Genomic DNA, 13,182 nt, shown 5'->3' with positions numbered 1-13,182 from the left:
AGGGGTAGACTATATGCAAATTGATAAATTAAGAGGGAAAGAACTCGATCAATTATTCAATGCGATTTTATCGCTGAAAGATCTCGACGAAGCCTATCGATTTTTCGACGACCTGGCAACAGTGAATGAAATCCAGTCGCTGGCACAGCGCCTTGAAGTTGCCCGCATGCTTCGCGAAGGCAAGACTTATCATAAAATCGAGACCGAGACAGGCGCGAGCACGGCAACGATTTCCCGTGTCAAACGCTGCTTGAATTACGGAAATGACGCGTATGAAATGGCGCTCGAAAGATTGAAAGAGCAGGAAAACGCTGAAAAAGCGCAATAGTTTTTTGATGAGGGCGGAACCAATTTTGGTTTCGTTTTTTTTATTGGAAAAAAACGCTGTTAATTTCCAGTTCGCTATAAAAATGACAATTTCGCTATAAAAAAATTGTTTTCGCTTTAATATTTAGATTTTCGCTATAAAATCTATTTTTTCGCTATAAAAAGTTTATTTTCGCTATAAAGTATTACGGTCGAAGCAAAAACCAGGTCGGGTAATTAACCGTAATGAATCGGAGTGCTTTTCTCACATGTTTCCTTTTTTATATATTCAAAACAAATGCTATAATGATGGAATGGATAGATAGAATGGGGGCAATTCTGGAATGTACGATGTTCGCGAGTGGAGACATGTGTTCAAACTCGATCCAAATAAAGAGATAACTGATGAGGAATTAGATAGAATTTGCGAGTCTGGAACCGACGCGATCATGGTGGGAGGGACGGATGGAGTCACTCTAGAAGGAGTTCTTGATTTGATGTCCCGAGTCCGCCGTTATACGGTTCCGTGCATTCTCGAGGTTTCGACGATTGACTCGATCACGCCGGGATTCGATTTTTATTTTATCCCGACGGTGCTGAACAGCGGCAATCCACAGTGGATCACTGGCCTGCACCATGAAGCGGTCAAGGAGTATGGCGACCTGATGGAATGGGACGAAGTGAAAATGGAAGGTTATTGCATCCTCAATCCGGATTGCAAGGCAGCGAAATTGACTGATGCGAAGACAGATCTTTCTATTGAAGATGTGCGTGCTTACGCGATGATGGCAGAGAAAATGTTCAACCTGCCGATTTTTTATTTGGAATACAGCGGGACATATGGCAATCCTGAGTATGTGGAAGCAGCCAAAGATGTTCTTGATAACACCGTCCTCTTTTACGGCGGCGGAATTGAAACAGCACAGCAAGCAGAAGAAATGGCCAAGCATGCAGATGTCATCGTGGTTGGTAATGTCATTTACAGCAACCTTGATGAGGCCTTAAAGACAGTCGCTGCGTCGGAAAAATAAAAGAATAGACAAGTTGTTTGTTACATTGTTTTGAGATAAAATAAGAACAAATGTTTGTATGGTGGTGACAAGTGTGCAATTTTTAACGGATAAATTATTGAATGGCTTGAACCCGGAGCAGCAGAAGGCTGTCAAGACAGTGGATGGACCGCTGCTGCTGATGGCAGGTGCTGGCTCTGGTAAAACCAGAGTTTTAACACATAGGATTGCGTATTTGATGGTGGAAAAAGGGGTAAATCCTTATAACATCCTGGCGATTACGTTTACGAATAAAGCAGCGCGCGAAATGCGCGAGAGGATTCAAAAAATGATGGGCGGCGCGGCAGACGACATCTGGATTTCAACTTTCCACTCGATGTGCGTAAGGATTTTGCGCAGGGACATCGACCGTCTCGGATATAACCGCAACTTTACAATCCTTGACTCGACTGACCAGCAGTCTGTAATCAAGTCGATTTTGAAGGACAAAAATATGGATCCGAAAAAGTATGATCCTCGTGCGATTCTTGGAACAATCAGCTCGGCGAAGAACGAATTGATTACGCCGGAGGAATATGCGAAGACAGCGGGGGATTATTTTTCCCAGAAGGTCAGCGATGTGTATACGGAATATCAGCGCAGGCTGCGCAAAAATAATGCGCTTGATTTTGATGATCTGATCATGACGACGATTACGCTGTTCATCCGCGTACCTGAAGTGCTGGAGTATTACCAGCGCAAGTTCCAGTACATCCATGTGGATGAGTACCAGGATACGAACAGGGCACAATACATGCTTGTAAAATTGCTTGCGCAAAGATTCCAGAACCTTTGTGTTGTTGGTGATTCGGATCAGTCAATCTATCGCTGGCGCGGTGCCGATATCACGAATATCCTTTCATTTGAAAAGGACTATCCAAGGGCAAGCGTGATTTTGCTTGAGCAGAACTACCGCTCGACGAAAAAGATACTTCTGGCTGCTAATATGGTTATCCAGAACAATATGAACCGCAAGCCGAAGAATTTATGGACGGAAAACGCTGAGGGCAACAAAATCATGTATTATCGCGCTGACAGTGAGCAGGGCGAAGCGCAGTTCGTCATCGGCAAAATCCAGGAGCAGATGCGCAATGGCCGCAAGCTCTCCGATATCGCAATTCTTTACCGTACGAATGCGCAGTCCCGTGTAATTGAGGAATCTTTCCTGAAGTCGAACATCGATTACTCAATCGTTGGCGGCACTAAGTTCTATGACAGGAAGGAAATCAAGGATATCCTGGCGTATCTGCGTTTGATTTCGAATCCGGATGATGATATCAGCTTGCAGAGGATCATCAATGTTCCGAAGCGTGCGATTGGTTCAACTTCTATTGATAAAATTGCGAACTTCGCGACAATGCATGACCTTTCGATGTTCCAGGCCTTAGAGACAATAGAAATGATCGGACTGAGCCCGAAGGCAGAAAAAGCTGCGGCAGAATTCCGCAACCTGGTCAGCAATTACACTCATCAGCAGGAATATCTGTCAGTGACCGAGCTAGTAGAGGAAGTCCTTGATAAAACAGGCTACCGAGACATGCTGAAGGCGGAAAAATCGCTGGAGTCACAGAGCCGACTTGAAAACATAGATGAATTTTTAACGGTAACAAAAAGCTTTGAAGAAAGCAGTGAAGATAAAAGCCTGGTGGCGTTCCTGACGGATTTGGCACTTGTTGCTGATATCGACCGCCTGGATGATGACGGGGAGCAAAAAACAGACTTCGTCACATTGATGACATTGCACTCAGCTAAGGGTCTCGAGTTCCCGGTCGTCTTCCTGATTGGAATGGAAGAGGGCGTATTCCCGCACAGCCGCTCTTTAATGGAGGAGGATGAGATGGAGGAAGAACGCCGTCTTGCCTACGTGGGAATCACGCGAGCTGAAGAAGAATTGTTCATCACGAATGCACAAATGCGTACCCTTTTCGGTCGTACGAATATGAATCCGGAATCACGGTTCATCAAGGAAATTCCTGCTGATTTGGTTGAAGACGCTGTGCCAAAAGTGAGAAGGCCTGCACCAACAAGCGGCGGAAGATCAGCATCAGCCAGTGGTGGAAGACCAGGTACTTCTGCCAGACCTTCTATCCCTGCACGTGGAGCTGTATCTCGACCGGTCCCAGCTGCAAGCGGCGGCGAAGGGATTGAATGGAAGGTTGGCGACAAAGCCCAGCACGGCAAGTGGGGAACAGGAACGGTCGTCAGTGTCAAGGGATCGGGAGAAGGAATGGAGCTCGATATCGCATTCCCTAGCCCGACAGGTATTAAACGATTGCTTGCCAAGTTCGCACCGATTACGAAGGCTTAAACAGTTTTTATTACACATTGAGTACTGTCTAGCTCAAGTGCCTAGCCAGTTGTCATCCCTGCGAGTGCATCCTCGAGTAGCTTGTTAGAAGCGTTAGCTTTGAGCACCTCGAGTCACTTGTAGGGGCTGACCAAGGCGCTTGTGCTTTTCAGTTATGAAAGGGCTGGGTTTATGGATTTTCAGAGTGCTGAGAAAAAAGCCAAGGATTTGCAAAATCTGCTTAATCAATATGCTTATGAGTACTATGTTCTTGATCAGCCATCGGTTCCGGATGCGGAATACGACAGGCTTTTGAGGGAACTGGTTGAAATCGAGGAGCAATTCCCAGAGCTGCAGACTCCTGATTCTCCTACACAGCGTGTCGGCGGCGAGATTTTAACGATGTTCAATAAAGTCCAGCACGCGATTCCGATGCTGAGTCTTGGAAATGCCTTCGATGAGCAAGACTTGCGGGATTTTGACCGTCGTGTTCGGCAGGGTGTCGGTGACGATGTAGCGTATGTTTGCGAGCTGAAGATTGACGGGCTGGCAGTCTCGGTCATTTATGAGGACGGTATGCTTGTACGCGGTGCGACTCGCGGTGATGGAACGACTGGTGAGGATATTACGTCTAACCTTAAGACGATCCGTTCTTTGCCTATCCGACTGAAAGAGCAGGTTGCGCTTGAAGTACGAGGAGAGGCGTTCATGCCGAAGAAATCCTTTGAAGCATTGAATAAAGCGAGAAACGAAAGAGAAGAAGAGCCATTTGCGAACCCGCGTAATGCGGCTGCGGGTTCCCTTCGCCAGCTTGATCCGAAGATTGCTGCTTCAAGGAATCTGGATGTGTTCCTGTACGGAATTGCAAATGTCGGGGACACTGGTATCCGCGCGCATAGCGAGGGACTAGATTATCTGGAGAAGCTGGGATTCAAAGCGAATAAAGAGCGCAGGAAAGTGGACAGCATTGAAGGGGTCATTGAGTATGTGAACAGCTGGGTCGAAAAGCGCCCGGATCTGCCGTATGATATTGATGGGATTGTCATCAAGGTAGATTCACTTGATCAGCAGGCTGAGCTTGGAACAACAGCAAAGAGCCCGCGCTGGGCAATCGCTTATAAGTTTCCTGCCGAGGAAGTCGTAACGACTTTGAAGGATATCGAGTTGAGTGTGGGCCGCACAGGCGTTGTCACGCCAACTGCCATTCTTGAACCTGTACAAGTTGCAGGTACAACGGTTGGACGTGCTTCCTTGCACAATGAAGACTTGATCCGTGAAAAAGATATTAAAATCGGCGACAAAGTTGTCATCAAAAAAGCAGGAGATATCATTCCTGAAGTCGTCAATGTCCTTGCCGAGCAACGGACGGGCGAAGAATTTGAGTTCCATATGCCTACAGAGTGCCCTGAATGCGACAGTGAACTTGTCCGGATTGAAGGAGAAGTAGCGCTTCGCTGTATCAATCCGAAATGTCCTGCACAAATCAGGGAAGGTCTGATCCACTTCGTTTCCCGTGATGCAATGAACATTGATGGACTCGGTGAAAGGGTGGTCAGCCAGCTGTTTGCAGAAGAGCTGATTAAGGATGTAGCGGACATTTATAAGCTGACGCGCGAGCAGCTGCTGGGTCTTGAGCGGATGGGCGAGAAATCTGTAAACAATTTGCTGTCAGCGATTGAAGCGACGAAGGATAATTCATTAGAGAAACTATTGTTCGGTCTTGGCATTCGTCTTGTCGGTGCTAAAGCCGCAAAGACATTGGCCCAGGAATTCGTAACAATGGATAAACTGATGCAGGCATCCAAGGATGAACTGACAGCGATCAATGAAATCGGCGACAAAATGGCCGACTCCATCGTCACTTATTTTGACAGTGAAGAAGTGAGTGAGCTGGTTTCCGAGCTGAAAGCTGTTGGTGTCAATATGGAATATAAAGGCCCAAAGAAGGTTACCGCAGAAGAATCGGATTCATTTTTTGCCGGTAAAACCATCGTGTTAACCGGAAAGCTTGAGAAGATGGGACGAAACGAAGCAAAAGAAAAAATTGAGGCGCTCGGCGGCAATATAGCCGGCAGCGTCAGCAAGAAAACAGATTTAGTCATTGCCGGTGAAGACGCAGGTTCTAAGCTGACAAAAGCAGAAAGCCTTGGGATTGAAGTGTGGAATGAGGAGAGAATGCTTGAAGAATTAAATAAGTAAGAGGTGAACACGCCATGAGAAAGCTCTCAATGGTCGCTCTATCTCTTGTCCTGCTGCTGACGGCCTGTGCCCCTAATTTTCAAAAACAGGAAGAGGTCGTCCAGGAAAAGGATAATGACACAAAAGAAAAAGCGATTATCCCAAAGTATAAAATTTCGGACAAATATTACCGTACCATCATTCCGTTCGAGCCAGGGGAAGCTCGCGGCATGGTCGTCAACAATCTGAATACCCGCTATGACATTACTGAATTTGAGACAGGTCTGATGCGGATTGCGCAAAATACGTTTTCCACCGACAAGTACGTTTTCAAGGAAGGTCAGTATCTTGACCGCAGCACCGTGGAATCTTGGCTGGAGCGGGAAATGACCCCTGCGCAAGTAGAGGCAAAGGAAAAAGAGCTGAAGGCCAAACCCGAAAACAAAAATAAGAAGAAGATTGAAGTGAAAAACCTGGGACTCAATCCTGCTAATCCTGGCAAGGGCGATGCCCACGAGCAGAATAAAAAGAACCCAATTTACCTTGCCCATATCCTAGAGCATAACTACCTGGTCCAATCGGGCGAAAAGGATACGTACCAGCTTGGCGGCGTCGCAATCGGGCTGGCTTTGAATTCCGTCCACTATTACCAGGAGGAAGCTTTTGGAGCGGTGTTCGAGAAAAATATTACCCGTAAAGTCCTTGAAGATGAAGGGAAGAAAATCGCCCAGGAAGTCGTCAACAGGATAAGAGGCATTGATGAGTTGAAAAATGTTCCGATTACAATTGGATTGTTTGAACAGGAAAGCCGATCTTCTGTTGTCCCTGGAAACTTTTTCACCTATGCTGAAGTTTCCCAGGGAAGCAATAAGGTCGGCAGCTGGAAAGATGTAAAAGAAAAGTACATCCTGTTCCCATCCGCCCAAGCGGAGAAGGACCATAGGGATGACCTGACATTCTTCCAGAACTTCAAACAGGATGTTGAGGAATATTTCCCGAACTTCAACGGCGTCATCGGCAAAGGCTTTTACCTTGATGGTCAGCTTCAGGAATTGAATATCGAAATACCGATCCAGTTCTACGGAGAAGCGGAAGCAATTGGATTCACCCAGTATGTAACAGGACTGGTTATGGAGCACTTCCCTAACTATATGTCCGTACAGGTCAGCGTATCCTCTGTACTGGGACAAGAAGCTTTGATTGTGAAAAAGCCCGATCAGGATGAACCATTTGTGCATATTTATCAGTAGTAGAAGCAAAGAGCCGAGGGGCTCTTTGCTTTTTATTTTTTTGAAAAAAGGTGAATCTAAAACTCGATTATTATCGTATATATTCTGACAATTCTCATTAGAAGAGGTGGATAAGTGGCTGTTCCAATCAGTGTTAGTTAAAAAGTAAAATGGAAGTATATATTGAAAACAGCTATATTATGGCCTTTGGAATATCAGCCTTACTTTATCTTTTTCAATGGGTGTCTGGACAAGTAACGGAACGATTTTCATCTATCTCCCTCTCTTTAATGTCCAGCCTAATAGGGATAGGGCCCGTGCAATCGTGCTGTTGCTTATTGGAATTAACGCAGGGTTGTTATTTTGGAAGAAAAAAGTTCGTTAATCAGGTAGGAGAGGGTTAAAATGAAGCGCAATTTCATCTGGGTTATGTTTGTGGTTTTGTTAGTCGCGGGATGTTCAAACGCAGCAGTAACAGAAGAAGAAGGAGAGGAAATTGAAAGATACATACGTCAAGAAGTGATGAAGCCGAATTTTGGCGGAGAAATTTTAAGTGCATATGAAATTCTTGCCTCCAGCGAAGAGAAGGGTGAAATTTATTTATGGGCGTTGATTGAGGAGTACTACAAAGAGGGTGCTGAAGTTGAGCAAGGTTCGGGTATGTCCGTGCCAATGGTGTTGAAGGTCGATCGAAGCGAAGGTGCCCTCAAAGTCATCAGCCATACCCTGCCGCGGGATGGAAGCTTTTACGCTGATGATGTTAAAGAAATGTTTCCTTATTTTGCTGAGATTAAAGCCCTGGATTACCCATCCATTCATATCAAAAAGTTGGTTAAAGAAGTAGAAACCGAGGTCGCCGAAAAGTTAGAATAGAGGAATGAAAAAGCAAAGAGCCGGGGTTCTTTGCTTGTTACATGCATTTTTGCATATCAAGGATCGTCTGTAAATGCATGCCTTCATGGAAAATCGTCCGGGTTAATACTTGCTCGATTGTATGCATGCCCATCTCGGTTGGTGCGAATTCTTTTTCCAAACGCTCGCCATAGGATTCTTTTATTCTGCCTGGCTGTGTTTTCAGAAGTTCTTTTAACTCGCTGACAGCAGGTGTTTCCTCGGTAAAATTGGCCGGAGAGGTGCCGTAGCCAAACCAGGAACTGAACTCTTCCGGGACATCTGCCGGCTCCTTTGTCACTGCCTGGATCCATCGATATTGATCAAGATAGATATGACCGAGGTTCCAGCGGATATTACTGTTGAACCCAGCCGGAATTCTCTCAGCTTCTTCTTCTGAAACAGTATCCACTATGCTTAAAAGCTCATTGCGATATGATTCCAGTTGATTGAATAGCACTTCATGCCGTTTTTTCATCTGAAATAGACTCCTTTTTTGAATGATAGATAAATATTCGCGAGATTCATTGTAATACCCTGCTAAAAAGAGTGTGAAAGTGGTTCTGACTGATACGGTTTTACATTTTATTGGCGAAAATGAGATTAATTCGACCACTTTTATGATTAATTCGACCACATCTCAGGATATTTCGACCACTTTTATGATTAACTCGACCATATCTCAGGATATTTCGACCACTTTTATGATTAACTCGACCATATCTCAGGATATTTCGACCACTTTTATGATTAACTCGACCATATCTGGAATTAATTAGACCACATTCGTGAATATTTCGACCATCTCGATAGAAAGATCAAAATACGAGCAAATTACAATATTGGTATAATAAAAATTGTGAAAATTCTCAATCCAAGACTTGCTAGTACGTTGCCATTGAACACTATGAGACTCTCATGATAGAATGGGAAAGGAATGAAAACGTTTTAATACATAGGAGGGGATAGAATGGTTCAGCCATATAAACATGAGCCTTTCACGAATTTTAAAGATGAGGAACACCGTGAAGGATATCTTACAGGATTGAAGACTGTTGAAGGCTATCTTGGCCAGGATTACGACTTGGTGATCGGCGGAGAGAGAATCTCGACAGAAGACAAGATTGTATCATACAACCCATCCAATAAAGAAGAAGTTATTGGACGTGTATCAAAAGCAAACCGCGATCTAGCTGAAAAGGCTATGCAGGCTGCTGTCGAAGCGTTCAAGACTTGGAAAAAAGTAAAGCCTGAGACACGTGCAGATGTATTATTCAAGGCTGCTGCAATCATTCGCCGCCGCAAGCATGAATTCTCAGCGCTTTTAACAAAAGAAGCTGGTAAGCCATGGAACGAGGCAGATGCTGATACAGCAGAAGCAATCGACTTCCTTGAGTACTATGCTCGCCAAATGCTAAGAATTAAAGAGGGCGTGAAAGTAGAAAGCCGTCCTAATGAATATAACCGTTATGATTACATTCCTCTTGGAGTGGGAGTCATCATTTCTCCATGGAACTTCCCATTGGCAATCATGGCTGGTACAACGGTAGCAGCGATTGTTACAGGAAACACAGTTCTATTGAAGCCAGCTTCAACTACTCCAGTTGTTGCGGCTAAGTTCGTTGAAGTGATGGAAGAAGCGGGTCTGCCTGCTGGTGTCCTTAACTTCGTACCAGGAAGCGGCGCAGAAGTGGGCGACTACCTTGTTGACCACAAAGACACTCGCTTCATCAGCTTTACAGGTTCACGTGACGTAGGTCTGCGTATTAACGAGCGTGCATCCAAGCTGAATGAAGGCCAAATCTGGCTTAAGCGCGTTGTCGCTGAAATGGGTGGAAAAGACACAATGGTTGTCGACAAAGACGCTGATCTTGAGTTAGCTGCTCAAGCAATCACTGCTTCTGCTTTCGGCTTCTCAGGGCAAAAGTGCTCTGCATGTTCACGTGCTGTTATCGTTGAGGATGTATATGACCAGGTTCTTAACCGCGTTGTTGAGCTTACTAATGAGCTTAAGCTTGATGATCCAACAGATCAAAGCACATTCATGGGTCCTGTTAATGACCAGGGTGCGTTCGACAAGATTATGAGCTACATCGAAATCGGCAAGGAAGAAGGCCGTTTGATGACTGGCGGAGAAGGAGACAGCTCAAAAGGCTACTTCATCAAGCCAACAATCTTCGCTGACCTTGATCCAAAAGCTCGCATCATGCAGGAAGAAATCTTCGGACCTGTCGTAGCTTTCGCAAAAGCGAAGGATTTCGACCATGCGCTTGAAATTGCGAATAACACTGAATACGGTTTGACTGGAGCGGTGATCACGCGAAACCGTGAAAACATCCAGAAGGCTCGCGAAGATTTCCATGTCGGAAACCTTTACTTCAACCGCGGCTGCACAGGTGCAATCGTAGGTTACCAGCCATTCGGCGGCTTCAACATGTCAGGAACAGATTCAAAAGCTGGCGGACCAGACTATCTGCTTCTTCACATGCAAGCGAAGACTACTTCTGAAATGTACTAATACAGAATTGGAATCTCCTTCTCGTTTGAGAAGGGGATTTTTTCATATTATGGGAATGTAAAAGAAAGTCCTTTGATAAAATTAGGTGAAATTGCCCTTAAATGGAGTTGATGCCTTGCTGGGAATAGTAGTACAGCTATTGTTATCGTGGATATTACTTCGTGTTTTTTTAAAAGAAAACGTTAAGGTATTAGGAATCACACCATCAGTATCAAGAATGTCCCAATTCGCTCTAGGTTTCATTTTTACTGCAACACTTTGCACATTGAGCCAACTGCTCGATTCTGCTCTAACAAATACGGACTGGAAGCTAAATGAGAATTTATCTGTCATTGGCACACTAAACTTCTTATGGTGGAATGTTAAGTCTGTCGTCTTTGAAGAGTTGATTTTTAGAGGAGCACTTCTCTATAGCGCTATTCGGAAATGGGGAGCGAGGACAGGGATTTTATTATCCGCAATAGCTTTTGGGATCTACCACTGGTTTACTTTTGGAGTATTAGGAAATATTGTTTTGATGCTTGTTGTATTTCTGATGACGTCCTTTTCCGGATTAGTTTGGGCATATGCATTTGAAAAAACAAAATCGATGATGCTCCCAATCGGTTTGCACTTAGGATGGAACTTTGTTTTTAACTCAGTTTTTTTCAAAAGGCCCTTTAGGAAATCAAATTCTGATCCCTCAAGCGGACCGGGCAAATCACCTCACAGATGCGCAATCCTTTTTTTGTACACTTTTTGCTGCCTAATTTAGTTGTACCCGCCCTCATATTTCTCTTTATAAGATTCATACTGAAAAAGAATGCAGAAAAACCCCTGTAATTAGGGGTTTCTTTGTTTTGTCTGCATTTCTAATCATCAATTGCACGGTGGATCCTAGGAATTGCATCATTCCCGCTCATAATTGCATCAATAAGTAGAGGACGCACGCTTTACCTCCATAATTGCACGGTCCATTAGCATAATTGCACCATATACCTTTTTGTGGAAAAACAGACTAAAGCACTAATTTAAAATTTTTTCAGAAAAATTTAACAAAATAGTTGCAATCTAAAAACACTGTTATATAATACATATTAGAGATATTGATACTGTACTATAACAAAGGGGTGAAGACAGTATATGTCGACACAAACTACAGGAATTGAAATCGTAGGAAACATGAAAAAAGGATACGAAGAAATTTTGACACCAGAGGCTCTTAATTTTGTAGAGCGGCTTGAAAGGCACTTTGGCGAGCGGCGGGTAGAGCTGCTGGAAGCTCGGGAAAAGCGCCAAGAGGAAATTAACGGGGGCAAGCTTCCGGACTTTTTGCCGGAAACGAAGCACATCCGTGAAAGTGAGTGGACCATTGCACCGCTACCGAAAGACCTGCAGGATCGCAGAGTTGAAATCACTGGTCCGACGGACAGGAAGATGGTCATCAATGCTCTTAACTCAGGAGCGAAGATTTTCATGGCAGACTGCGAGGATTCAACTTCGCCGACATGGGAAGCGATTGTTGAAGGGCAGATTAACTTGAGAGACGCTGTTAACAGGACGATCTCTTTTGAAAATGCAAATGGAAAAAAGTATCAACTGAATGAAGAAACAGCTGTTTTAATGGTTCGTCCACGAGGCTGGCACCTAGAAGAAAAACATGTATTGCTCGATGGCAACCCGATTTCCGGCGGACTATTCGATTTTGCGATGTACTTTTTCCATAACGCGAAAAAGCTAGTGAAGCAGGGCACAGGCCCATACTTCTATCTCCCTAAGATGGAGAGCCACCTTGAAGCGCGCCTATGGAATGATGTGTTCGTTTATGCACAGAATCATCTCGGCATTCCACAGGGGACGATTAAAGCAACTGTTTTGATTGAAACGATTCTTGCTTCATTCGAAATGAACGAAATCCTATATGAACTGAAAGAGCACTCCGCTGGATTGAACTGCGGACGATGGGATTATATTTTCAGCTACCTGAAAAAACTTCGCTCGCAGGATGATGTGATTTTACCGGATCGCTCACAGGTGACGATGACGGTTCCATTCATGAGATCGTACTCATTGCTGACTATCCAGACTTGCCATCGCAGGAAGGCACCGGCAATGGGAGGAATGGCGGCACAGATCCCGATCAAAAATGACGAGGAAGCAAATGCAGAAGCATTCGCAAAGGTACGTGCTGATAAGGAACGTGAAGCACGCGACGGCCACGATGGAACATGGGTAGCACATCCAGGGCTGGTTCCGGTAGCTCTAGAGGCGTTCAACAAGGAAATGCCAGAACCTAACCAGATTGATTCTGGCAAGCAAAAGGATGTTGAGGTAAAGGCGTCTGACCTGTTAGCTGTACCAGAAGGCACTATAACAGAAGCCGGTGTTCGCATGAACATCAATGTCGGCATCCAGTATGTGGCCTCATGGCTGAATGGCCGTGGAGCTGCTCCAATCCATAACCTGATGGAAGACGCTGCAACGGCGGAAATCTCCAGGGCTCAGCTATGGCAATGGATTCGCCATTCAAAAGGTGTTCTTGAAGATGGCCACAAAGTAACGGTTGAAATGTACCATGAGCTGAAGGAAGAGGAGCTTGAGAAAATCAAGCTGGAAGTGAGCGAATCGGTATTTGAAAATGGAAAATTCGAGCAGGCGGCAGAAATGTTTGATGAATTGATTTTAAATGATGAGTTCGTTGAATTCTTAACTTTGCCTGGCTATCAGGCTTTAGATTAATAGAAT

The 13,182-nt window shown here is 44.8% G+C and carries 10 protein-coding genes; 9 read left to right on the top strand and 1 reads right to left on the bottom strand.

Going from position 1 to position 13,182, the window contains the following annotated elements; all coding sequences use genetic code 11:
• Positions 1–13: 13 nt before the first annotated feature.
• The 6 genes from LC048_RS21350 (at position 14) to LC048_RS21325 (ending at position 7,922) form a co-directional block, all read left to right on the top strand.
• Entirely contained in the window at positions 14–328 is a 315-nt protein-coding gene (locus LC048_RS21350) for a YerC/YecD family TrpR-related protein (RefSeq protein WP_226605224.1), read from the top strand.
• A 322-nt stretch (positions 329–650) separates the two neighbouring features.
• Positions 651–1,337, top strand: coding sequence for a heptaprenylglyceryl phosphate synthase (locus tag LC048_RS21345; RefSeq protein WP_226605238.1), 687 nt, complete (start codon positions 651–653; stop codon positions 1,335–1,337).
• 73 nt (positions 1,338–1,410) lie between these two features.
• Positions 1,411–3,663: a DNA helicase PcrA gene (gene pcrA, locus LC048_RS21340; protein ID WP_226605241.1), complete on the top strand. Its 2,253-nt coding sequence runs from the start codon at positions 1,411–1,413 to the stop codon at positions 3,661–3,663.
• 171 nt (positions 3,664–3,834) lie between these two features.
• Entirely contained in the window at positions 3,835–5,841 is a 2,007-nt protein-coding gene (gene ligA, locus LC048_RS21335) for an NAD-dependent DNA ligase LigA (protein ID WP_226605244.1), read from the top strand.
• A gap of 14 nt (positions 5,842–5,855) precedes the next feature.
• Entirely contained in the window at positions 5,856–7,070 is a 1,215-nt protein-coding gene (locus LC048_RS21330; RefSeq protein ID WP_226605247.1) for a CamS family sex pheromone protein, read from the top strand.
• A 384-nt stretch (positions 7,071–7,454) separates the two neighbouring features.
• Positions 7,455–7,922 (top strand): hypothetical protein, encoded by a 468-nt coding sequence (locus LC048_RS21325; protein ID WP_226605249.1) that lies wholly within the window; start codon positions 7,455–7,457, stop codon positions 7,920–7,922.
• Positions 7,923–7,959: 37 nt separating this feature from the next.
• On the opposite strand, the gene LC048_RS21320 is transcribed toward LC048_RS21325, so the two are convergent.
• Positions 7,960–8,418, bottom strand: a complete 459-nt coding sequence (locus LC048_RS21320) for a DinB family protein (protein WP_226605251.1) — start codon at positions 8,416–8,418, stop codon at positions 7,960–7,962.
• Between the two features lie 492 nt (positions 8,419–8,910).
• Between LC048_RS21320 and pruA the strand changes: the two genes are divergently transcribed.
• The 3 genes from pruA (at position 8,911) to aceB (ending at position 13,176) form a co-directional block, all read left to right on the top strand.
• The gene (pruA, locus tag LC048_RS21315) at positions 8,911–10,458 is read left to right on the top strand and encodes an L-glutamate gamma-semialdehyde dehydrogenase (RefSeq protein WP_226605264.1); all 1,548 of its coding nucleotides are present in this window, start codon (positions 8,911–8,913) and stop codon (positions 10,456–10,458) included.
• Between the two features lie 217 nt (positions 10,459–10,675).
• Positions 10,676–11,212: a CPBP family intramembrane glutamic endopeptidase gene (locus tag LC048_RS25200; RefSeq protein ID WP_371932082.1), complete on the top strand. Its 537-nt coding sequence runs from the start codon at positions 10,676–10,678 to the stop codon at positions 11,210–11,212.
• 368 nt (positions 11,213–11,580) lie between these two features.
• Positions 11,581–13,176 carry a malate synthase A gene (aceB, locus tag LC048_RS21310; RefSeq protein WP_306048749.1) on the top strand — a complete coding sequence of 532 codons (1,596 nt, stop codon included), beginning with the start codon at positions 11,581–11,583 and terminating at the stop codon, positions 13,174–13,176.
• Positions 13,177–13,182 lie beyond the last annotated feature (6 nt).

Source organism: Mesobacillus subterraneus (assembly GCF_020524355.2).
Lineage (GTDB): Bacteria > Bacillota > Bacilli > Bacillales > Cytobacillaceae > Mesobacillus > Mesobacillus subterraneus_C.
Note: the sequence above shows the minus strand (reverse complement) of the source record. Positions and strands in the feature narration are given on the sequence as shown.

Bases quoted from the DNA above. Each gene is read 5' to 3' on its own strand.
- LC048_RS21350 (WP_226605224.1), top strand. From the start codon at position 14: ATGCAAATTGATAAATTAAGAGGGAAAGAACTCGATCAATTATTCAAT.
- LC048_RS21345 (WP_226605238.1), top strand. From the start codon at position 651: ATGTACGATGTTCGCGAGTGGAGACATGTGTTCAAACTCGATCCAAAT.
- ligA (WP_226605244.1), top strand. From the start codon at position 3,835: ATGGATTTTCAGAGTGCTGAGAAAAAAGCCAAGGATTTGCAAAATCTG.
- LC048_RS21330 (WP_226605247.1), top strand. From the start codon at position 5,856: ATGAGAAAGCTCTCAATGGTCGCTCTATCTCTTGTCCTGCTGCTGACG.
- LC048_RS21325 (WP_226605249.1), top strand. From the start codon at position 7,455: ATGAAGCGCAATTTCATCTGGGTTATGTTTGTGGTTTTGTTAGTCGCG.
- LC048_RS21320 (WP_226605251.1), bottom strand. From the start codon at position 8,418: ATGAAAAAACGGCATGAAGTGCTATTCAATCAACTGGAATCATATCGC.
- pruA (WP_226605264.1), top strand. From the start codon at position 8,911: ATGGTTCAGCCATATAAACATGAGCCTTTCACGAATTTTAAAGATGAG.
- LC048_RS25200 (WP_371932082.1), top strand. From the start codon at position 10,676: ATGTCCCAATTCGCTCTAGGTTTCATTTTTACTGCAACACTTTGCACA.
- aceB (WP_306048749.1), top strand. From the start codon at position 11,581: ATGTCGACACAAACTACAGGAATTGAAATCGTAGGAAACATGAAAAAA.